The sequence below is a fragment of the Pseudohalioglobus sediminis genome (assembly GCF_008370495.1).
Classification (GTDB): domain Bacteria; phylum Pseudomonadota; class Gammaproteobacteria; order Pseudomonadales; family Halieaceae; genus Halioglobus.
The window spans coordinates 115,999-138,647 of sequence record NZ_VTUX01000001.1; the positions used below are offsets into that span (position 1 = coordinate 115,999).

Genomic DNA, 22,649 nt, shown 5'->3' on the forward strand with positions numbered 1-22,649 from the left:
GCATGTGGGTCTATCGGCTTACTGCTTTTGCCAAGGCCTCGAAAGCCGCCGCCTGCACTGCCCAGTCGTGTTCTGTGCTGGCCTGTTCACGGGCACTTTGCTGGGCAATCACTACCTGTCGCCCCGGATCGATTGATATGGTCTGTCCGAAAATGCCCATGGCTCGGTAGACCCCCTCGCCTCCGAGCCACCACTGATAGCCGTATCGCTCATTCGCGGAACTGCCCTCGGTGGACAATGTCATCCAGTCTGCCGGCAGTATCCTTTCACCGTCTGGCAAGGCGCCGCCACGCAGTGCAAAAAGGCCTATACGCCCGTAGTCACGCAGTGTGGCGCCAAGGCTGCTGCCACCGTATTCGCCGCCTCCCGGGCTCACCAGTTGCCAGTGCGCATCATGTTCCATACCGAATGGCTGCCAGATCTTGTTACTGAGATAGGTAGAGAGATTGTTGCCTATAGCAGCCCGCAACAGGTTGCCCACCAGGTGGGTCTCCGCCGTCGAGTAATTGAAGCGTTCGCCCGGTGGGGCCAGGCGTTGCTTTTGCTTTAGATGGCGGTATAGGGACAGCGTATGCCAGTAAACAGTGTTGATATCAGCGGCGGGGTCCGAGTAGTTCTCGTCCCAGGCCACACCGGAGGTCATCTGCAGGATGTGCCGGATGGAAACGCCTTCATAGGCAGAGCCCTGCAAGCGCGGTAGATAGTCACAGATTGCTTCATCCACGCTGTCGATGTAACCGTCTTTTATCGCGGCGCCCACCAGCATGGAGGTTATGGACTTGGTCACCGACCAGGATAACCATCGGGTCTGTTCCGTATTACCAAGCCCGTAGCGCTCATAGCGAATGACGCCATCCTTGATAACGAGTAGGCCCGCGGTATTGTAATCCCTGAAGTAGTCATCGATGGTCAATTGTTGACCCTGGTACTCGAAAGCGATGCTGCCCAGGTCCTGCAGGGCGTACGGCAGCGCAAGCGTTTGCGTTCCGCGGCGCACAGTCCTCACCGGGTAAAGCAGCTCCTGATTGCGAAATCCGGCTACTTTCTCCTCAACACGCCAGAACAGGATGTCTTCAGCCGCGCCCAGGTGGCTGTGGTCTTCCCGGGGATCGATGTAGGGTGCCTGGGCGCTGGCTGCATGGGCCAGCAGGCTGGCGAAGAGAAGACAGATCAGTATGCGCATGGGCTGGCGCTCAATCTATCCGGGGGTCAATGCCCCGACTCTCCAGGACTTTTATCAGTGGCGAGAGCGGGTCCCTGAATTTACGCCACTTTGCGACCGAACTGGTGTAAACCGGCTGCCTTACCTGGGTGGCGCTAGCGGTGGTAGATGGCTGCTGCTGGGTATGGAAATCGAGACAGGCCGGTTCCAGGGCCAGCCCGCAGTGTGCCAACAGTTGCTCCGTCTGGGGCTCGAAATCTGTCACCAGGGCCTCGTAAGACTGGTTATAGATCAGCCCCGGCATGGCCTGATGCCAATGTGCCATTAACTGACGGTACGCCGCGTAATACTCACCCAACTCTTCCAGGTGATAAGAGAAGGGATAGGCGTCGGCGAACAGGGTCTTGTAAACAGCAAAACAGGTATCGAGCGGGTGCCGTTCCAGATGCACGATTTTTGCCTGCGGCAGCGCCATGTGAATCAGGCCAACATAAAGAAAATTCAATGGCATTTTGTCGATGAAGCGCTCACTGCTTCCAGTGACAGGCCTGGTGCTGTCAATGTACTGCTGCCCGAGCAGGCTAAAGTCCAGTTGCGTGCTGGCGACAACGCGATCAAGTTTGGAGACATCCGCAGCGGCCTTGTCAGCAGGGAGGTATTTTCTCGCCGCCTTACTCATTTCCAGGGCGAAGTTGTTCAATTCACCCGCACTGGATACGGACGAGTGACTGGCAAAAATGCGCTCGACCAGTGTGGTACCCGTGCGCGGCATTCCGAGGACGAAAATAGCCTCCTCATTGGCGCAGTCGCCCTGATGCGCTTGAATAAACTCGGCGTCATAGTGCGCTGCGATCTCACGCATGGTTGCGACATCCCCTGACACATCGTAGCGCATGCGTTGCCGGCGCGCGGCTGCGCCGGCAGCCAGGTGCTGGAAGGCTTGCTGCCATTGCTGCAGGTCTTCGTATTCCTTGGCCAGGCTGAAATTGAGTTGTACGCGGGCGTTGTGATCTTGCGGGTAGCGATCAAGTGCGGCATGCAGCGATGCCAGGTTATTGCGCCCGGTGGTTTGCGTGCGCAGGTCTGAGCGCAGTTTATACGCCTCGAAGTCTCGCGGGTTGAGGCTTATGGCATTCTGCAAGGCCTGTTCCGCCGCATTGAAATTACCGAGAAAGCGGTGGACGCTGGCCAGGTTGTAATGATGCTCGGATTGGTCCGGCTCCAGCCGGATCGCCCGCTGGTAGTGATGCAGAGCCCTCTCATGGTGATTGAGACGGGACAGTTGCAGGGCCAGCTGAGCGCACTGGAAGCCACTGCTGAGATCAAGCTTATCCAGTTTCTCGACAATTGGCCGCGCTGCCCTGGTGTCGCCTGCGCGCATCAGGCAGGCTGCTTTTTGCAGCTGCCAGCGGGGATTGTCGGGTTCCAGGGCGATAGCCTTGTCTATGGCATGCACTGCCCCCCGGGCGTTACCGACCCTGGCAGCCAGCTGGCTGGCTGTGTACCACCCCGAGGCGAAGCCAGGAAACTGCCTGTTTAACTGGCGACAGCTGATAATCGCCTGTTTGGTGTTGCCCTGGCCGACTGCTGCCAGCACCCTGGCTTCCAGTTGCTGCGGGCCGGTACCGGCTTTGCTGCTGATTTCCATGTTTCAATTATGCGCAAGCATGTAAGTCATGGCCATAAAAAAACCGGGCACAAGGCCCGGTAAGCTCAACCACTCCAGGTAGGGCGGAGTGGCCCGCATGCCTAGAAGCGATAGCTGGCCGCCAGCCCGATAGTGCGCGGCTGTGTAATCATCTGCCGGTTACCATTGCCATACCAGTTCTCAAAGGTGCCCGTATCAAAGCTCCAGTAGCCACTGGGGAAGGCACCCGTGACACCCTCTTCATCACCCAGGTTTTTACCGTAGAGCGTGACATCCCAATTCTCGGTGATCAGGCCCAGGGAGGCACCGAACAGCCAGAAGTCATCGTGAGTCTGTGCTTGCGGTGAATCCGCGTCGATGAAGTTCTCGGATTCTGACTGGTAGTAGGCGTTGACCCTGCCCACCATGTCCATTGCGCTGGACAACTGCCAGGTGTAGTCCATAGAGCCGCTGAAGACGTTTTCAGGCGTACCGGGAAGCGTGGAGCCATCAGGCGCGATGAGTTCCCCGGTCTGGGTACTGAAGAAATCCTCTTCCAGTTCGGCTTTCACGTAGGTATAGCCCAGGTGATAGCCCAGGGCATCTGTCAGGTAGCCATTGAGTTCGAGTTCGATACCTGAGGTAGAGGCTTTATCGCCATTTTCGGCCATGTAAAAGCCCCACCAGGAAGAGGTGGTATTCAGTTGCGGGTCTTCCCAGTCAACGTAAAAGACCGAAACGGTATAGGCCATACGCTCGGTTTGACCTTTGAAGCCGAGCTCATAGTTGCTCACTGAATCGGAATCGTAGCTGCGAATCGCTTCCGCGTTGGGCTCGCCAAAATTATCCCCATTGTCGAGACTGGGAATCGCGTTGGCACCACCGCGACGATAGCCCTCGGAGTAGGTGCCATAAACCATGCTGGCATCACTGATATCCCAGGACAGGTTTAGCTTGACCAGAATATCGTCGTCCTCGTCCCGCGACTGTGGCACAGGATCAGATGTGGCGTTAATGCCCAGTGGAAAACCCATAATCGTGTCGTTGACGGTTTCGTTATCAAACCAGCGCAGACCACCTGTCAAGCGCAGGGCGTCAGTGAAGTTGTAGGTAAGCTCGCCGTACACGGCAAGCTCCTCAAAGGTGACATCGCGACGGTATTCAAAATCCCGTTCACTCAGCTCAGGATAGACCTTGGGCCAGAAGTTATCGCAGACCGGGTCACCCGTTTCAGCACAGGTTACGCTGAACTCATTCATTCCGGGGTTCCAGCTGTTCTGGTAGACAGTCTGGTCCTGGTCAAGATAGAAGGCACCAACCAGCCAGTCGAAGTTGGCAATGGATTCGTTTGACACCAGGCGCAGTTCCTGGACAAAGGCTTCGTCTTTGTAGCCGCGTTCCGCGCGCTGGGCTGGCCGCGGCCAGCCGCTATAGCCAAAAGCGGTAATCCAGTCGCGGCTGTTCTCGGGAATTTCCTCACCACCACTGACCCAGAGGCCGCCGTTGTCGCTGTCGCCTTCACCTTCATGATCGTACCAGGACGAGTTCGAGGTCAGGGTGGCGAAGCCAAGGTCCCATTCCACGTCCAGGCTGAACAGGTCCACATCGCGTTCAGACGGCTCCAGCAACACCTGGCCGCTCTCATGATCGTCGTACTCAAAATACAGGTCGGAATCTACCGGCTGGTTGTTATTGCCCTCGGTAACTGCACGGCGGGCACCGATCTCATCTTCCTGATGATGATAGCTGGCAAGTATGCTCAGGTTATCGGTAATGTCCCAGGCGGCGGCCACACGCGCGTAATCGATAGTAACGTCGTCAGCATCCTTCTTGTTGCGATAGCATGAACCGTTATTCAGCACCGCGTCGTCAGCGGCCTCCCGGGGGCTTACACAGCCATCGGCAGTGGCTACCAGAGGCTCGCCAAACTCGTTGAGCTGGTAGGCGTTGACGTAATCAATAATACCGTCGTTATCAATACGCCCGATTGAACCGCGCACGGCAAACGAGTCACCCATTGGAATATTGATCATGCCGTAAAGATCGGCGTTGTTGCCGTCAGAACCGGAGGTCTCGCTGTAACCCGCGCTGACCTGTCCTTCGAAACCGTCCGTTGTCGGTTTGTTGGTGATGTAGCGTACGGTGCCGCCGAGCGAGCCTGATCCGTACAGCGTGCCCTGAGGGCCGCGCAGCACTTCCACCCGCTGGATGTCACGAAGCACGAAGTTGGCAAACAGGGGCGTGTTGTCAACATAGGTCGAGACCGTAGGCACCGCGTTCAGTGCGATGTCACCATTGAGGCCGTTGTCCACGTTCAGGCCTCGAATGATGATGCTGTTGACGGTGCCGGAATTGCGATAACCACGATCGACAACCGAAACGCCCGACATCGCGCGCAGCAATTCTGCCTGGTCAGTGATCTGCAGCGCTTCAATCTCCTCTCCGGCCATCGCAGAGATGTTGTAGGGTATATCCTGCATTGACTGCTGCCTCGCTGAAGCAGTCACGATTACCTCTTCCAGTGTCGTGTTCTGTGCCAGCGCAGCCGTAGCAGTCAGCGTGGTCGCAGTGCTGATGGCAGTGGCCAGCAGTTTCTTGCTGAATGTGCGATTTGGTTTCATGTATCCCCCAGAGTGCCGTTATTTAAGTCGTTTGAGACCCTTTGCATACGGTTTTTATTGCTTGCAGATAAACTACCCAACCCGCCTGCTCACAAGTAGGGCCAATTGACCCTCGCTTATTAGTCCAGTTTGGCGCCTTTCGCAGACGGCTTGACCAACGGGCCCAGCTCAGCCATCGCGCCTTCCGGCAGCGCGCCGGAGTAGACAGGAAAATCAATGCTGGCATCGCGAAAGCTCTTCAAGGGCTGGCCTAAACCATTGACCCCGCGTTCACGCACTCGCCTGACGAGGCCGAGATCCAGTTCCAATGGGAAAGTCTCGGCAAGTTCGCTGGCCTGGTGAACGATGTTGCCATCGGGGGCAACGACTATGGATTTACCGTTGCCCAATGCGCCTGCCACATTTACATTGAATACGTAGCACTGGTTGCTGACAGCGTTTGCCCGCGCCAGACAGAGCTCAAGGTCCCTGTCGGTGGTGTTGGTCATGGTAGGACAGAGGATAACCTCAGCGCCCATCCAGGCCATTTGCCTCACCGTCTCCGGGAACCACTGGTCATAACAGATGTTGAGCCCGAAACGGCCAACATCCGGCACATCGAATACCAGGAATTCAGTGCCGGGCCGCACACCCTCTTCATAAGGGCAGAAAGGAAACATTTTCCGATAACGACCGACGACCGTCCCCTGTGGCTCGATCACCAGGGCGGTGTTGTACACCTTGTCGCCATCTTTTTCGTAGACGCTGCCGGGGACCAGCCAGATGCCGAGATCGCGTGCTATGCGGCAGTAGAATTGTTCAATTTCACCAGGCAATGCCTGGGCAAAGGATTTCTCTGTGCCGAAACTGGCGAGTTCGCCCACCACCACCATCTGCACCCAGGGGAAAAGTCTGAGCGTACTTTCGATCTCCTTCTGGATGAGATAGCGATTGTCCTTGCCAGATATTTCCAGCTGCAGCCCGGCGACGGCGAAGTGACTCATGAGCCAGTCTTCCTTAAATGCGAGTAAATAGTTCGATGATTGAATTTAATGAAAAACGGCGCCGCGTAGATAGGGCCAGTTATCAGGTCGTGTTTAGGCCAGTTGTTGCATCGTGCGCTTCGCCATCAGGAATGTGCTGGGGGATGTAGCGATCAATCAGCCAGCCGTCCTCATCGAACAGCTTTATCACACTGCCTTCACGGCGCACATCGTAGATCCCGGTCTCGCCCCAGGCCCAGCGCCCCCACTGGCGGTGCCAGCGATCACCTTCAATCCACCAGTGGCCCTGGTCCACGTCCTCAGCAGCGTAGCCGGCCTTGCCGATCAGTGATCCGTCATCGCAGATCTCGATAGTGCAGGGATCACCGTAGGCAATGACGCTGACCATGACTTTCCCCGCGAGCGCGTCGTGTAACGCGCTGCCCACCAGGTGCTCACCCCTGGCGTTGTCGAAGGTCTCGGTTTTATTTTCAGTCAGATCGTGAAACAGGTCCCGCAGCGCCAGCACGCCATCACGTATGCGCTCATGAGGAATACTGGTCACCCCCATGCGGAAACAGTTTTTGGGTGCGTTGGAGGTGGCATAATAGTGGTCTACCGGTTCGATCAATATGCCGCGCTTTGCGGCTTCTTCTGCCACATACTTGACGTCCAGGTCCTCCGGCCCTCGCACCCAGAGGGAGGTACCGCCCTGGGCGGGTGCCATTTCAACATAAAACAACATGTAGTAATTCAGCGCCCGGCGCAGGGCAATCCAGCGTTGCTCAAAGATGCGATGCATGTGCATGAGAAAGCTGTCGTAATGCCCCAGTGAAAGGAAAAATGCCGCCGTGCGCTGATTATTCAGTGGCGGATGGCGAACCATCAGCCGCCGCAGCTTACGGGCCTCATCAATCACCTCCGGCGCAGCCACCATGAAGCCAAGCCTCAGTCCGGGTGACAGGACTTTTGACAGACAGGACACGTAGATCACCCGATCTTCCCTGTCCATGCTGCGCAAAGCAGGATGGGGAGACGTCAGGTAGTTACTCTCAAATTCGAAGTCGTCCTCAATAATCAATGCGTCGTTGCGGCCGGCTGCAGCAAGCAGGGCCTGCCGCCTCTCCATGGACATGGTTACCGCCGTCGGCGTCTGGTGGCTGGGGGTGACGTAGATGAGCTGGCAGTCGTCCAGGCGCTCATCGACAACAAGGCCCTGTTCGTCTACCGGCTGGTAGATGATGGGTGCGCCGCGCTGTGCAAGCAGCCGACGCATGCCCGGGTAGCCCGGCTCCTCAACTGCTACCGCCACCTGTGTGTCAACCAGCAGCTGGGCGACCAGATAGAGCGCCTGCTGAGTACCCACGGTCACCAGTATCTCTTCCGGACGCGCCTGAATACCCCGACGTGGCAGGATGCGGGTGCGAATCTGCTCGATCAGCACCGGGTCGTCGATGTCGCCCGTCTCCCCTGCCCAGGCATTGATCTCCCTGACCCCCAGCGCGAGCCTGCTCGCCTCTCGCCACTCTTTGACCGGATACAGGGAATGATCGAACTGGCCCTCCAGGAACGGGTAGGGGTATTGCTGCCAGTTCGGCGGACACGTGAACTCCTGCGATGGCGCCAGTGAGCCCCTGAAGCGCATACGCCAGCGCGAGCTGGCTTCCCGCCGGCGCTTCTGGAACTTTTCCGGCGCTACCTGGCCCGCCTTGATCTCCTCGTTAACATACAGGCCACTGCGCTCCCGGCTGACGAGGTAGCCCTCATCCACCAATTGCTGGTAGGCCAGTACGACCGTGTTGCGGGCAACCCCCAGGTGTTCCGCCAACTTACGTGAGGAGGGAAGGCGCTGCCCCTCGGGGAAATTGCCCAGGGTTATCGCCTCCACCAGCTTCTGGCGGATCTGGGCCTGCAGATTGAGTGTAGATTCGGGGTCGAGGTAAATGATGGCTTCGCTCATGCGCGGATTTTAACTCACGCAAGAGTTCGATTGCATCGACAAACTGGCGCGTTTGTCAGCGCCCTGCCCGTGGCTGTGCGAGTAAGGGCTTTATACGCTGCCCCGGCACTTGAAGTGCCGGGGCCTAGCCCTCACCCTCTTTCCCGGCAAGCGCTTGCGACAGTGGCCGCAAGAACCGGGTCAGCGGGGAACTGGGCACGGTTGAGTAATAGGCTATAACGATGCCCTCCTCCGGCAATACGTATAGCCCCTGCCCGAACATCCCGCCCTTGAACATGCCGCCATCGGCATACACCGCGTCCCACTGGCGTGAATTACCCAGCGGCGTTTCACCGAGATAGGCGCTGAAGCGCTCACCATCGCCTTTCATGAAAACCTCGTGGCTGTGATGCGGCCTGGCGATACGCGCCCGTGCGGCATCGGACACCACCTGGCGGTCTGCAACCAGTGACCAATAGGGTGTATAGAGCAAACCGTAACGCGCCAGGTCACGCAGCCGCGAGGACACAATACCGTGTGCCAGGGCCATGCCATCCGGCGCGAGATGCACCTGCAGCGGGCCCTCAGCGCGTACGTGGGACCAGACCCGCTCGTCGAAAGCGTCCGGCCAACTCTGCCCGGTTACGGCTTCGGCAATGAATACCAGCATCTGGGTGATACCCGAGCTGTACTCGAATACCTGTCCGGGTGCTCCCGTGCGCTCCGCATCTTTCAAGATCTCGCGCACCGTCTCGACCTTGCCATGCTTGTAGGCTTCCCCGAACTCGGCGAGATAGTAACGCGTCGCCGTCGAGTCCGGTTCCTGCCGTGTCTGCACACTGTCGTGAGTATCGGTACCCGGAACCATGTCCAGCAACTCAATGATGCGCACCGCGCCCAGTGCGGTACCGGCAAAGTCAGGCAGGTGCTCGGCGACGCTATCCGTCTCGGCAAGCTTACCCTCATCAATCAGCTGTTCTATGAGCAACGCCGCGGTGGGTTTGGCCACTGATGCCCAGAGATGACTGTCCGCCGGCTTCAGGCCCGGATAAGCCTCGTAGACCACCTCGCCGCGGCGCAGGACAATGATGGCCTTGGTGGCCGAACGTGGATCATTGATCGCTTCGGCCAGGGTCATGGTGCCCAGGTCGGTCTTCGCGCTCACTTTATCGAGTTTCCCGGCCCAGGCGCTTTCGTTGCGCTTGAAGGTGTTTGCAGGAAGCCGGTTGGGAAGCACCGCCGTGCGCATGGTGCGGGCGATATTCTCGCTCCACCAGGAGGTGATATCGCCGCCGCCAAGCAGTTGTCTATAGCTCGTGGCGCTGGCATAGCGCTGGCTTTCTTGCAGCGAATAACCGTCGCGAGAATCTTTCACATCCACGGCCAGCGCCGTCAGCGGCGTGATGGCCACCAGCACTAGCGGGACGAACACCCTGAATACTGAATGCATTGTTATCTCCTGTTAAACCAGTGTGGGGTAACCGGGCGATTACACAGGCTGCAGGCACTGGTGACTGACATGCTTGACGTAATCTTTCGCCGCTTCGCGAAAACGGGTCATGTGGCTTGCCTGCAGATGGGCCTGGAGGCTTTCCAGGCTCGCCCAGGCTTCCACCAGCGTAACGGTGCTGGGGCGCAACTCCACCTGGGTAGGCAATCCCGTAGCGATATCCACCATGGGCTCATAGGCCAGGCACCCGTCCTCAGCCTTAACCGTTGCAACCGTCTCGTGCAACAGGGACAGAAAATCCTGCAGACGGTCCGGCAAGACTTCGACCGTCGTCACTACCTGAATCATGTGCCTTCCCCCGTGGGTAGGTTTTGTGTGGCCAGTGCCCCGGCCTCAGTATTGCCTGAAGTCGGGTTTACGCTTTTCGGCGAAGGCAGCCATGCCTTCTTTCTGGTCCGGTGTGCTGAAAAGTCCGTGGAAAAGGCGGCGTTCGAGTTTCAACCCGGGTATCAACGGCGTTTCCGCCTGCTGGTTCACCGCTTCCTTGCCCGCCAGCACGGCCAGGCGCGGGTTACTTGCGATCACGGTGGCCACTGCCATGGCCTCTTCCATTAATTGGCCATCGGCAACGACGTGAGAGATCATACCGATGCGTTCGGCTTCTTCCGCCTTGATATTTTTCCCGGTCAGGATGTAGTACATCGCCTTGGCCTTGCCGACCGCGCGCGTCAGCCGGGCAGGACCGCCGGCGCCTGGAATAACACCCAGGGTCACCTCTGGCAGGCCGAACCGGGCCGTGGTATCGGCAATGATAATGTCGCACATCAGTGCGATTTCAGTGCCACCCCCGAATGCGAAACCTCTCACCGCCGCAATCACCGGCTTGCGCAGCTCGGCCACTTTGTCCATATATGCGGCCAGGTCCGTGAGGTAGGCGCTCTCGAAATCCTGCGACGCGATCCACTTCAGGTCGGCGCCGGCACAGAAGGCCTTGTCATCGCCCGCAAGGACCATACAGCCGATGCTGTCGTCAGCGTCAAACGCCATCAAGGCATCCGTCACCTCAATTGCCACCTCCTCATTCAATGCATTCATTGCTTGCGGACGGTTGAAGGTCACTACGCCGACGCTGCCTTTGCGTTCGGTTTTCATGTACTTGAAATCGCTCATGATGAATTCTCCGCTGTTGAATAAACTAGCCTGTCTAGCGCGGCAAGCCGACCGCCCGCGCCTCTGCCATTGCCCGCACGTCCTCTTCGCTGTAGCCCAGGTCCATCAGCTCAGACAGGGTGTGTTCGCCGATCCCCGGTGGCTTTCTCGGTTTGACCTTGTCGATACCTTGCGCCTGAATCTGGATCGGGCTGTCCACGGTACGGATACCGTCCGTGCCCTCAACTTCCGGGAAACAGCCGTTGGCGATCATGTGCTCGTCGCGGGTGCATTCCTCAGTCGTCTGCGTCACGCTGAAATTCACATGGCCTTTTCTCAGAATCTCGGCAATGGCAGAAAGATCATGCGCTCCGATAATTTTCTGTATCTCGTCGAACAGCACCTGGTGGTTCTGGTAACGCCGCTCCGGGGTGCTGAATCGCTCATCGCCCTTCAGGTGATCAGCCCCCAGGGCATCGAGACAGTTTTCGAAGTTTGCGGGATTGAGTTCCACGATAATGATGAAGCGGTCGTCCCGGGTCTTGTAGGTGCCCGCGGTGACCGGGTTGGGCCATTCCGTGCGCCGGTACTTCTGTATCGGTGGCGCTCCCACCAGCGTCGACTGCAGCATGCTCGAGTTAATCCAGAGCCCGTTGCTCATGAGAGACGTTGACACCTTTGACCCCTCGCCTGTGCGCTCCCTATGGAACAGGCCGGTCATGACCGCGCTGAACAGTGAGGTCGCCGTGGCCAGGTCGCCGGCACTGGCAGGCAGCACTGCCGGGTCCCCGCCCTTGGGTCGCATTTCCTCCATGAGACCGGTGCGGGCATACAGCGCGGTCATGTCATAACCGGGTGCGTCCTTGTCGGGTCCCTGGGAACCAAAGCCATTTACCCATGCGTAAATAACTTTTGGATTAACCGCCTTGATGTCTTCGTAGGTGTGCTTGAGTTTTTCCTGCACCTGGCGTGGCGAATTGGTGAGAAACACGTCCGCTGTGGCAGCCAGCTTGTGCAGGGCTTCCTGCGCTGCAGGCACGTTCAGGTTCAGGGCGACCGACTTCTTGGTCCGGTTCTGAATGAACGTGGTATAAGGCACATCACTTGGCGGCATGGGCACCACCTTGTGACCGTATCGCCATAGATCTCCGCTGGATGGCTCTACCTTGATTACTTCGGCCCCTAGATCTGCGAGGATCACGGTTGCGGACGGCGCCGCGGCCATCGCGGCGACTTCGACTACTCTGATACCTTCCAGTATTCCACCCATAAGACTCTACTCCTGGTTATTCGCTTCAGTGCTCGCATTATTATTTCCACAAGGCCGCGGGCTTCGCTTGCTTTGAGAGGACATGACGCGCCAGCCCTTTATTATCAGTGCTTTCATCCCTGTCCGCTCATATCAAGCACGGTAAACAGCAAATCGGAACAATAACGCTGCAAACATTCACCTCGGATCGGTAGCGCGTTCGATTGCCACGGACTGACATGCTGCTAAACCATCGCATGCCTGGGAGCACGCAGGTTGCGCACAGCATCGAGCCAGTCGGCGGCGATTACCCTTTGCCGGCAACCCGATACTGGAATAAGAATAGAGGGCTGGTCAGTTGATAGAATATCTGGGTTTGTTGGGCGGTGTCGCGCTCCTTGTCTGGCTTGCCCTGCGAGGTGTCAACATCGTACTGGCGGCGATACTGAGTTCGCTGCTGGTGATTGTGACCAATGACCTGCCGCTCGCTCGCGGTATCACCGAGTATTTTTCTTTCGGGCCCCTTGGCGCCTTCACCTTTGCGGGGAAGTTTTTCCTGTTGTTTACCGCCGGGGCCGTATTCGGTCGCGTCATGGGCGACAGCCACGCCGCCGCCAGTATCGCGCTGGCGCTGGTCAAACGGCTGGGGGCTCACCGCGCCCTGTGGATTACCACCCTGTCCTGCGGCCTGTTGACCTATGGTGGTGTGGTGGCGTTCGTGGTCATTTTTGCCATGTATCCCCTCGGGCTGCGGCTGCTCAAGGAGGCGGATATTCCCAAGCGCCTGTTCTGCGCGGCACTGGCCCTGGGCGCTGGCACTTTCACCCTTACCGCCCTTCCCGGCACCCCCTCGGTACAGAACGTGATTGCCGCCGTGGCGTTGGAAACTGACCTCTTCGCCGGCGGCTGGCTGGGTTTGATGGGGGCTGCGATCATGTTCGGCGGCGGCATGTGGTATCTGGAACGCCAGCGTTTGCTGGCTGCCCTGAACGGAGAGCACTTCGTACCCGGCCCACTGGATCGCATCGCCAACGCCGCTGAAGACGACGCGCAACACCCAGCGGCTGCCGTCGCCATCATGCCCCTGGCGCTGGTGCTGTTGACGATCATGCTGCCTCGCCTGTTCACGGGCGTCCTGGATGAGGCCACACTGTCATCAGCCGCCTGGCCATTCGAGCTGCTGCGCTTTGCCTCCAGCCAGCCCATCGTCTGGCCCTGTATCGCACTGGCGCTCGGCACCCTGCTGGCGATCGCCCTGTTTCCGCTGGTGCGACGCGATGCACTGGTGATTGCCGGCAATGGCGCACAGGATGCCATGCTGCCACTGGTCAACACCGCCGCAGTCATCGGCTTCGGGGGCGTGGTGACCCACACCGTCGGTTTTGAAAGTTTTACCCGGGTTATGCTGGACTTCGGGCTGCCGCCGCTACTGTCGATGTTTACCTCGGTGAGCCTGGTATCGGCGATCACCGGCTCTTCTTCCGGTGGTCTGCAGATATTCATGGAGACCATGGCACCGGCCTATCTTGAGATGGGCATCAGTCCCGGCGCGCTGCACCGCATTTCCATCATGGCCAGCGGTGGCTTCGACTCGCTGCCACACTGTGGCGCCATTGTCGCGATGCTGACGATTACCGGCCTCACCCACAAGGAGGCTTACAGGGATGTTGGCATGATCACGGTGGTGATCCCCGTGTTCGCCACCCTGTGCGTGATGGGCGTGGTGGCCCTGCTCTGATGGCCCTGTTAGATGGCGACCTGTGTTGCCGGGCCATATTGCCGGAATTAGTTGCCGGAATTAGTTGCCGAGCGCATGGGTCGAGAATCTATGCGCCGGGGTTCAAGAAACTTTTCGCGTCTGCGCGGGCAGGCTACAGGCCGTGAGAGGGTTAAGGTAATGCTGGATATATTGTGTCGTAAAACCAGTCGTGGCGACCTGCACATCAGCCAGGCCGAACGCTATTTGGCCAGGGGCGAATGGGGCAGGGCCAGAATGGCCGTTGAAGAAGGATTCGCCAAAGGGCGCCTGTCAGAACCCGAAAGAGCGCGACGCCTGCTGCAGGATATCTGTGCCCGCCTCGGTGTTACGGAAACGTTTCCGCAGTAGGGAGTCAGGACCTGCCGGTGGCAGACAGCACTTACCTGCTTAATCCTTTGCGGTAAACTGCTGCAGCGCCTCCTCGTCACCGGTCTTGCTGAGGGCCCTGGCATGTGCCGCTCTGCAAGGAGTGGTCTTGGCTGCCGCTTCTTCACAGTAGCCTTCGGTAGATGAGTGAACCGGAGCCCGCACCTTCATTAACCCAGCAAGAGCCGCACGCAGCATGGACCTGAATCCATCAATGGTTGCCACCCTGTTCGGCCTGACCGCCAGCAGTTTTGTCGCCACCAATCTCGACAACCTGTTATTGCTTGTTGTACTCCAGGGTGCCAATCCGGGCGCGCGTGCCGCCGTGCTGCTGGGTTACCTTGGTGCCGCCATCGCGCTGCTATGCGTCGCGGCCCTGGGGCTTGCCCTGGGGACAGTGGTGGAACCCGACCTGCTCGGCTACCTTGGGCTGATACCCCTGCTGTTCGGTCTGCGCATGCTCTACATGGCCTGGCTGCGGGAGCGACATCCCGAAATTGGAATCGATACGCTGGCGGGTCGCTCTCGCTGGAGCATCTGCAGCGGCACCCTGATGCTGATGGCCGGCAACAGCGGAGACAGCCTGGCCGTGCTGCTCCCCCTGCTGGCGGAGACCGGGGCTGGGGGGCAGTGGTTTATCGCCAGTAGCTACCTGATGCTGGCAGTAGTGTGGATTGCGCTAGCGGGGATCCTGATCAACTACCGCGCACTGGCCGAGTGCATAGAGCGGCGCGGGGAGAAGATAGTCCCCTGGATAATGATCGGTGTCGGCCTGTATATTCTTCTGGATACCCCGACGGACAGCCTCGGCTGAAACCGCAGGGCTCCCGGTTGCCGGCAAGAACAGGCAGGGGTCACCTGCTTAATCGCTCGCACCAACCTTGCCACAGCGCTTCGCCCTTACGGGTTTCGTTTTTCCACAAACAGCACGTGATGGGCGACAAGGACCACCTCGCCCTTTTGATTGGTGGTGACTTTCTCTTCCGTGATCAGCCCGTGGGTGGATTTCTTGGGATGATCCTTTTTCTCGATAATGGTCACATTGACCTTGATGGTATCACCCGCGAACACGGGGACCGGAAAGCGAATTTTGTCGTAACCGTAAGACATACCGTGGGGGTTGAGCGGCTCTCCCTGGAGACAGAGCCCGGTAGTGATACTGAATGTCGCATTGCCGTGAATGATAGGCTTCTTGAACGGCTGCGTCTTACACCACTCGGCATCCGTATGGTGCGGCATCCAGTCGCCGGAATGCATAGCGTGCACGACAATATCGGTTTCGGTGATGGTCCTCGCATCGGTCGTACGCGTTTCACCAATCTCGAAATCTTCAAAAAATTTCGCTTCTTCCCTCATAACACTATCCTCTTGTTCGCGACATACTTCGCCGGGTTGGCAGACATCGTTCAGCGTCGCGCACGCTGGCTGCTGCTGAGCAGCCGAGGCAGGCGCCGCTGTTTAGTGAGTATTGTCGCGGCGCTGAAGCAGGCAGCGCTTGCTGTCAGAGGACAAGAAGGAAAGTCACTTGGTGCAAATTGCTTATCAGAGCATTACCCCCATATCCCAGGGGCAAAATTCCTCCTCACCATAGCCCATGGCCTCACTCCTTGAGCGCTCACCGGAAGCCACGGCGATAATGCGCTCGAAAATACGCACACCCACCTCTTCCACCGACTCGGTGCCATCAAGAATGGTCCCGGCATTGATATCCATATCGTCGGGCATACGCTCATAAAGCGAAGTGCTACCGGCCAACTTGATCGACGGTGCCGGTTTGCAGCCAAAGGCGGAACCGCGGTCCGTGGTGAACACCATCAGGTTGGCGCCTCCGGCGACCTGTGCGGTGGCACCCACCGGGTCAAAGGCGGGGGCGTCCATGAACACCAGCCCCTTACCCGCTGCCACCGGCTCAGCATACTGATATACCTCGTTGAGGTTGGTGGTGCCACCCTTGGCGATGGAGCCAAGCGACTTCTCGATAATCGTGGTGAGGCCGCCGGCCTTGTTGCCGGGGGAAGGATTGTTGTCGATGACCATGTTGTTTTTCGCCGTGAAAGCTTCCCACCACTTGATGCGGTCCACCAGTTTCTGGCCGACCTCCTCGCTGGCGGCGCGGGCGGTGAGCAGGTGCTCGGCGCCGTAACACTCGGTGGTCTCGGACAGTATCGCCGTGCCTCCCTGCCTGACCAGCAGGTCCACCGCATAGCCCAGCGCCGGGTTGCAGCTGATGCCGGATACGCCCGAGGAACCGCCGCACTGCATGGCGAGTTTGAGTTCAGCCAGGGGCACCGGCTCACGCTGCACCGCATTCACCTCGGGCAGCACTTCATCGATACGCGCGATCACCTTGTCCACCAGCTTCTGCGTGCCGCCCTCGGTCTGGATGGAATAGGAGTCGCCGGGGGCGCCGCCGAGCACGTCGCCGAGGTTGGTGATTTCACAGCCAAGGCCGACCACGATGACGTGGGCAATATTGGGGTGGCGGGCATAACCCGCCAGAGCGCTCTTGAGTGCGTTGATTCCGGGCAGCGGATGATCGAGCCCGCAGCCGCTCTTGTGCGTGAGTGCCAGTACCCCGTCCACGTTGGGGAACTCACCCAGTGCGTTGCGGTAGTGGTCGCCAATCATCTTTGCCGCCGTCGCCGAGCAATTGACGCTGGAGATTACGGCGATGTAGTTGCGCGTCGCCACCCGGCCATCGGCGCGTCGTATACCCATGAAGGTGCGTTGGGGGGAGTCCGCTACGGTCGGCTTGGCGTCCCGGCAGAACGCGTAGTCGAGGTCGACGTGGCCCATCGCGAGGTTGTGGGAATGTACGTGTTCGCCCGGGCGGATATCCTGAACAGCAAAACCGATCACCTGGTTGTAGCGGATCACAGGAGCGCCACTGGCTATCGCGCGCCTGGCCACCTTGTGACCGGCGGGGATGTCCGCGGTGGTCGTGACGGAATCCGTCAACGCTGTGCCGGCGGGAACATCTTCGCGCGCTATGAGCACGTCGTCGTTCGCGTGAAGTTGGATACACGGATTCATCATGGTGAGACCCCTGGGACGCAAGTGATTTAACCGAGGATTATAGCCGAGTCAGCAGGGCTGTTGTGTCGCCTGCACGACAATGCATAGCCTGTGCTGTTGGGCTTCGTGGCTGGGGCGGATTCAGTAGCCCGCATGTTGTGACGCGGGCCCTGCCCCCCGCAGCCGCCGGCGCCTGGACCCTGGCGGCGCTGCGTCAGCAGCGATGTCGTTAGCGGCAGAACCCTGTCCGCTCATATCAAGCAAGGACGTGCGATACGGCGCGATAATCAGGCCTCAAACATTCACACCGGAGAAGTCTGATGGCCGATCGAGCAAACGCACTCAACCTGCTGTGCCAGCGCGTACTGAGCACCCGTGAACAAATAGGCGATGCCTGGGCACACAATGCAGACCCTGAAACAGGCAAGTGGAATACCGTACCCACTGGCGACTGGGTCGATGGCCACTGGGTGGACATGCTGCGTATGACCGGGGAGTTGCTGGACCGCCCGGAGTTGATCGAAGAGGCGTTCAGCCGCACGGAAGCCATCAGGCACAAGCTGGAACTGGATGACATGTTCCGTGGGCACCGCTTTGCGTATTCAGCGGCACGTCTTTATGCAACAACCGGTGACCAGAATATGCGTACGCTGGCCCTGGCCGCAGCCTGGGCCATGCGCTCCAGTGCCAACAAGGGCAATGGCGCCATGCCGGTGGGCAGCCAGTGCCAGGTCCTGGGTGCTGTAGAGTTCACCGATGAGGTGGCTGCGGGCGCGCTTTCTCGCAACACTATCTGTGTCGACAATGTGCACCCTGCCCTCATCCTGGACTGGTGGGCCTGGAAAGAAACCGGCGACGACACCTTCCTGATTGGAGCGGAGCGCATGCTCAAGGTCCTGGAAGAGCATTTTATTCGCGAAGACGGCTCCACCATCGAGAACATCATGTTCAACTGGGAAACCGGCGAACTGATCGCTGAACTGCCGACGCTGCTGGGCTACGCCGATGACTCATGCTGGACCCGTGGTCAATCCTGGGCCATCGCCGGCAACCTGTGGGCTTACGAGCACACCCGTAACACGCACTACCTGGCTGTGGCCGGCAAGCTGTTTGACTACTGGTGGGACCGGGTCGGTGCCGCTATCCCGCCCTGGGATTTCAATGATCCCAATCCCGACGCGCCGTTGGAGACCTCCTCCTCCGCCATCGTCTGTTCGGCACTGGCGCGCCTCGCCGTGCTGGATCCGCTGCCGGAAGAAGCCAGGCCCTTTGTCGATCGCCTCGAGCCGATGCTGGAAAGCCTGTGCCAACACCTGACCCCCATCGATGACCAGGACACTCGCCCCGTGGGCATGCTGCTCAACGGTTGCATGAACGGCAGGAAACACGTCGCCGAGAGAAACGAACTGATCTGGGGAGACTTCTACCTGATGGAAGCGCTGTACTGCCTGGAGAAGAAGGGGCTGGCATCCTGACGGGTGCCGCTGCTCTCTAGACCGGTTCTGCTTTCGCCTGCCGGCGCCATTCGGCAGGCGAAAGATCATGTCGCGCCTTGAAGGCGTGGGAAAAACTGCTCAACTCACTGAAGCCGAGAATGTCCGCCACCGTGGTCAGCGGCAGCTCGGAATCCTGCAAATAGCGCTCCGCCATATCCAGCCTCACCTCGGCTTTCAGCTCGCGAAAAGTGACGCCGTGGCGGCTCAGTTCCCGCTGCAGCGTCTTGGGATGCATTGACATCATCTCCGCAATGCCCGTTTGTGTGCACTGCGCCGTGTGCACACGCTGCTCAATCAACAACTTCACCTTGGAACAGAAGTCTTCCTGCTGCGCGTAGTCTTCCTCCAGCGCCTGGATCTGCCTGCTGAGTTGACCGTAAAGACTGCTGTTGCGCTTGTGCAGGTCACCGGCGAGGTCCGAGGCCGGGAAATCGATAAGATTGAACTCCCGGTTGAATTCAACCTTGACGCCGAAAAACCGGTCATAGAGTTGGCTGTCTGCGGGCGCGGGGTGAATAAAGCCCACGGCAGAGGGCCGCCAACTCTGGCCACAGAGGGCTTTCAGGCCAGCGAACATCGAACAGGTACTGTACACGGCCCATTGGAAGGTCGGTACGTCGCTGGGCACCCTGTCCACCCGGGTCAGCATGGCATGATTGCCCTTCACATCCAGCTGCCAGAGAATACCGCGATTGTGCAGGTGCAGGTGCTCGGTGGCCGCTTTCAGCGCCTGCTCCACGCTGGGGCAGTGCGAGATCAATGGCCACAGCAGCCCCACCTGGAACACTTTCCTGCGTGCGCCCAGCAACAGGCCGAAGTCGCTGCGGCCCAGTTCCCGGGCCGCCGTATCCAGCAAGGCGGACACGTTGGCACAGGGCACCATGTGGTCGGGGTTCGACATGAGCGCTTCCGTCAGTTCCACGCGGCGGTACATCCGGCTGGGGTTGCCCCCGAGCTCCCTGACCAGGTCATCGAAACCCGCCAGCACTTCACTGCGAACCAGATAGCTCTCTCTACTCATAGCTCTCGCGACTACCCATAAGTTGGACGTGTCTGGCGAAAGATTACTACAAAGCGCATCGATTTTTTGTCCACTCACAACAAGCGAATGCAGGCGGTAGCGTGATATTGCATTGGCCGTCAGGCAAGTTTGTTTATTGTCCTTACGAACCGTACCGCTATGGCAAGGCAAAAAAACGCAGGGGAACTGCGAAAAATGTCGGAAATTTCGCCATCGTGGTGGCACTGAAACTGGAATCGTATATGGTTGATTTGGTTTTTCTACGCAACCCCCTTCAGAAAGCTGTACCCAGGATGGCAAGACATAGAGACGCTCGGCATATTCACCGACAGGCCCCACTAAAAATGCGCAAACATGCACTGAAACCGGCAGCCACCCTCATGGCATTGGTGGCGAGCTTATCCGCTCCGGCCTATAGCCAGACCATGAGCCTCGAGGAGATGCAGGCGGAACTGCAAGCCATGCAGGTAAAGATGCGGGAAATGCAGGCCATGCAGGTCAAGATGGAGGCGATGCAGCGGGAACTGGATTTGCTGCGGCAGCGGGACGCCAACCGGGAGACCAAATCGGACACGCAGGTCGCAAGTAGCCACGATACAGGCACTGAGACTGCCCCGGGCAGCGAGATCGAGGACAGTGAGCAAGCCCGGGATGCTGCCGAATTCATCGGGGCAGATACCGAGGAGATTCTCGCCACTATGCCAATGGCCGCCATGGGTCGCGGTGAGCGCCTCAATGATCCCGATTTTGTGAAATCCGCCCCCCTGTTCGGCTCGGATTTCAGGTTTTCCATCGGCGGCTATGCCAAAACAGACCTGATTTTCGACTTTGACGGCGTGGGCGACCCCTACCAGTTTGTGCTCGGAGAAATCCCGGTAAACGATTCACCCCAGGGCGGCAGTTACAGCAAACTACACATCCGGGAGAGCCGTACCCACCTGGAAATTCGCAACGTAAACTCTCCTCACAAGACTGACAAGTTTTTCCTTGAGTTCGACTTTTACGACGGCAAAGACAGCACCAATTTCCGCTTGCGTCACGCCTACATGCAATTCGGCCAATTCCTGGCGGGGCGCACCTGGAGCATTATCACCGAACTGCGCGCCCTGCCCCTGATTCTGGATTTCGCTGCCGGCGACGCGATACTGGGTGGCCGCTCGGAACAGATCAAGTGGGACGGCGACAAGATCTTCGGCGCCGTCGACTGGGCTATCGGCCTTGAAGCCTACGACGATACGCGCATCGTCACGCCGGACACACTCGAGGGTCGCGGCCTGGCCCGTGCCAATGCACCCCGCCTGTCGGGCGGTCTCAGCTATCCCTGGGATCATGGCGTAGTCAGCGTGGGGGCAGCGCTCAATGAAGTACGCTTCGACGGCAAGCACGGCCGCGATGACGCGTCGGAACTGGGCTGGACCACGGTGGTGGGTTCGAGAGTCTATCTCAACCCGGACAACACGCACTTCGTCGGCTTCAACGCCGGTTATACTCACGGCACGGTGGCAGACATCATCGCTTTCGCCAATGCCGGCACACCCAACGCAGCCCTGGATGAAGACGGGGACCTTGACCTGGCCACGGGGTGGAACGCGAGCATGGGTCTATACCTGGACCTGCCGGGTAAGTTTTCCTCCAACCTGCACTTTGCCTATACCAGACTCGAGGAAATTCCGGACCTGTTTGAGGCGGATGAGATGGCCAAAGCCTGGGCAGCGCACGCCAACCTGATCTACGACTTCGATCCGCGTTTTCGAATAGGCTTGGAATACATGTGGGGCGAGAAGGAAATCGTTTCAGGCGATGACGGCGATGCGTCTCGCCTGCAGTTCAGCACCTTCTATTACTATTAATCACTAATTCAGGTTCACGAAAAACATGTCGACTCTACAAGAACGCTTCAAACTTGCGATTGCACTGCCGGCAGGACTGATTTTTTCCTGCCTGGCCCTGCCCGCAATGGGCGAAGAAGTGACAAGCGGAGATGCACTGGCCAGGGAATTGTCCAATCCCAACACGTCCCTCGGGAGCCTGAATTTCAACCTTGATTACACCAACTACAAGGGCGACGTGCCGGGCGCGGATAACCAGGAAGCCTACCGACTCAGCTTCCAACCGGTGTTTCCCTACCCGCTGGCAGAGGGAGTCAACCTGTTCGCTCGCCCAAATATCCCGGTATTGTACAAACAGCCCGTGCCGCACATCGGCGACTCGGATATCGCACCACCTGGCGGCGATGTCGGCATCGAATCGGGGCTATTCCGCAACTCAGATGTCGAACTCGGCGATATCGGTTTCGACGTGGCCGTTGGCAAAACCTTCCCCAGCAAAACGGTCCTGGTAGGTGGCGTGGTGGGCACACTGGATACCGCAACGGATGATGCGGTCGGCCTGGGCCAGACCCTGCTGGGCCCCGAAGCGCTGATCGCCCAGATATTCGACTGGGGCGTTCTGGGCGTGCTGGTCACCCACCAGTGGGACGTTGCCGGGGACGATGACTTTGATACCAGCATTACTGCCGGCCAGTACTTTTACACCATCAATCTGGGCGGTGGCTGGCAGATCCAGGGATCGCCCACCTTCAGTTACAACCATGAAGCCGCTGACGGTGACGAGAAATGGACGCTACCTATCGGCACCGGCATTACCAGGGTCACAAGGATTGGCAAGACTCCCTGGAGATTCGCGGTGCAATATTGGCACTACGTGAAGCAATCAGACGCCCTGGGGCCCGACTTCCAGATTCGCTTCACCTTTGGGCCGGTGGTGCCACTGCCATGGTAAGCCCTGACCTCTCAACATGGACTACAATGCCTAGATGCGGATGAACGACACT

The 22,649-nt window shown here is 58.8% G+C and carries 18 protein-coding genes; 6 read left to right on the forward strand and 12 right to left on the reverse strand.

Annotated elements, in window-relative coordinates:
- Positions 1-10: 10 nt before the first annotated feature.
- The 9 genes from F0M18_RS00520 to F0M18_RS00560 form a co-directional block, all read right to left on the reverse strand.
- The gene (locus F0M18_RS00520) at positions 11-1,183 is read right to left on the reverse strand and encodes a serine hydrolase domain-containing protein (RefSeq protein ID WP_149609433.1); all 1,173 of its coding nucleotides are present in this window, start codon (positions 1,181-1,183) and stop codon (positions 11-13) included.
- A gap of 10 nt (positions 1,184-1,193) precedes the next feature.
- On the reverse strand, positions 1,194-2,810 hold the full coding sequence (locus tag F0M18_RS00525) for a tetratricopeptide repeat-containing sulfotransferase family protein (protein ID WP_149609434.1): 1,617 nt from the start codon (positions 2,808-2,810) through the stop codon (positions 1,194-1,196).
- A gap of 101 nt (positions 2,811-2,911) precedes the next feature.
- Positions 2,912-5,410 (reverse strand): TonB-dependent receptor, encoded by a 2,499-nt coding sequence (locus tag F0M18_RS00530; RefSeq protein WP_149609435.1) that lies wholly within the window; start codon positions 5,408-5,410, stop codon positions 2,912-2,914.
- 119 nt (positions 5,411-5,529) lie between these two features.
- On the reverse strand, positions 5,530-6,393 hold the full coding sequence (locus F0M18_RS00535; RefSeq protein ID WP_149609436.1) for a carbon-nitrogen hydrolase family protein: 864 nt from the start codon (positions 6,391-6,393) through the stop codon (positions 5,530-5,532).
- A gap of 82 nt (positions 6,394-6,475) precedes the next feature.
- Positions 6,476-8,332: a MocR-like pyridoxine biosynthesis transcription factor PdxR gene (gene pdxR, locus F0M18_RS00540; protein WP_149609437.1), complete on the reverse strand. Its 1,857-nt coding sequence runs from the start codon at positions 8,330-8,332 to the stop codon at positions 6,476-6,478.
- 124 nt (positions 8,333-8,456) lie between these two features.
- A complete protein-coding gene (locus tag F0M18_RS00545) occupies positions 8,457-9,761 on the reverse strand; it encodes a serine hydrolase domain-containing protein (protein WP_149609438.1) in 1,305 nt (434 codons plus the stop codon).
- Positions 9,762-9,800: 39 nt separating this feature from the next.
- Positions 9,801-10,109, reverse strand: a complete 309-nt coding sequence (locus F0M18_RS00550) for a putative quinol monooxygenase (RefSeq protein ID WP_149609439.1) — start codon at positions 10,107-10,109, stop codon at positions 9,801-9,803.
- A 45-nt stretch (positions 10,110-10,154) separates the two neighbouring features.
- The gene (locus F0M18_RS00555) at positions 10,155-10,931 is read right to left on the reverse strand and encodes an enoyl-CoA hydratase-related protein (protein ID WP_149609440.1); all 777 of its coding nucleotides are present in this window, start codon (positions 10,929-10,931) and stop codon (positions 10,155-10,157) included.
- A gap of 34 nt (positions 10,932-10,965) precedes the next feature.
- Positions 10,966-12,180: a CaiB/BaiF CoA transferase family protein gene (locus F0M18_RS00560; RefSeq protein ID WP_149609441.1), complete on the reverse strand. Its 1,215-nt coding sequence runs from the start codon at positions 12,178-12,180 to the stop codon at positions 10,966-10,968.
- A 337-nt stretch (positions 12,181-12,517) separates the two neighbouring features.
- Here F0M18_RS00560 and F0M18_RS00565 point away from each other — a divergent pair, with 337 nt between their 5' ends.
- The 3 genes from F0M18_RS00565 (at position 12,518) to F0M18_RS00575 (ending at position 15,098) form a co-directional block, all read left to right on the forward strand.
- Complete coding sequence (locus F0M18_RS00565; RefSeq protein WP_149609442.1) at positions 12,518-13,897, forward strand: GntP family permease; 1,380 nt, start codon at positions 12,518-12,520, stop codon at positions 13,895-13,897.
- 159 nt (positions 13,898-14,056) lie between these two features.
- Positions 14,057-14,266 carry a hypothetical protein gene (locus F0M18_RS00570; protein ID WP_149609443.1) on the forward strand — a complete coding sequence of 70 codons (210 nt, stop codon included), beginning with the start codon at positions 14,057-14,059 and terminating at the stop codon, positions 14,264-14,266.
- Between the two features lie 214 nt (positions 14,267-14,480).
- Positions 14,481-15,098 (forward strand): cadmium resistance transporter, encoded by a 618-nt coding sequence (locus F0M18_RS00575; protein ID WP_149609444.1) that lies wholly within the window; start codon positions 14,481-14,483, stop codon positions 15,096-15,098.
- A gap of 86 nt (positions 15,099-15,184) precedes the next feature.
- Here the strand turns inward: F0M18_RS00575 and F0M18_RS00580 are convergent, their stop codons facing one another.
- On the reverse strand, positions 15,185-15,640 hold the full coding sequence (locus F0M18_RS00580) for a MaoC family dehydratase (RefSeq protein WP_149609445.1): 456 nt from the start codon (positions 15,638-15,640) through the stop codon (positions 15,185-15,187).
- A gap of 186 nt (positions 15,641-15,826) precedes the next feature.
- Complete coding sequence (locus tag F0M18_RS00585; RefSeq protein ID WP_262500784.1) at positions 15,827-17,320, reverse strand: UxaA family hydrolase; 1,494 nt, start codon at positions 17,318-17,320, stop codon at positions 15,827-15,829.
- A 299-nt stretch (positions 17,321-17,619) separates the two neighbouring features.
- Here F0M18_RS00585 and F0M18_RS00590 point away from each other — a divergent pair, with 299 nt between their 5' ends.
- On the forward strand, positions 17,620-18,774 hold the full coding sequence (locus F0M18_RS00590; protein ID WP_149609446.1) for a hypothetical protein: 1,155 nt from the start codon (positions 17,620-17,622) through the stop codon (positions 18,772-18,774).
- A 16-nt stretch (positions 18,775-18,790) separates the two neighbouring features.
- Here the strand turns inward: F0M18_RS00590 and F0M18_RS00595 are convergent, their stop codons facing one another.
- Positions 18,791-19,816: an AraC family transcriptional regulator gene (locus F0M18_RS00595; RefSeq protein WP_149609447.1), complete on the reverse strand. Its 1,026-nt coding sequence runs from the start codon at positions 19,814-19,816 to the stop codon at positions 18,791-18,793.
- Between the two features lie 344 nt (positions 19,817-20,160).
- Here F0M18_RS00595 and F0M18_RS00600 point away from each other — a divergent pair, with 344 nt between their 5' ends.
- A complete protein-coding gene (locus F0M18_RS00600; protein ID WP_149609448.1) occupies positions 20,161-21,666 on the forward strand; it encodes a hypothetical protein in 1,506 nt (501 codons plus the stop codon).
- Positions 21,667-21,691: 25 nt separating this feature from the next.
- On the forward strand, positions 21,692-22,597 hold the full coding sequence (locus F0M18_RS00605; protein WP_149609449.1) for a hypothetical protein: 906 nt from the start codon (positions 21,692-21,694) through the stop codon (positions 22,595-22,597).
- Positions 22,598-22,649: the final 52 nt, after the last annotated feature.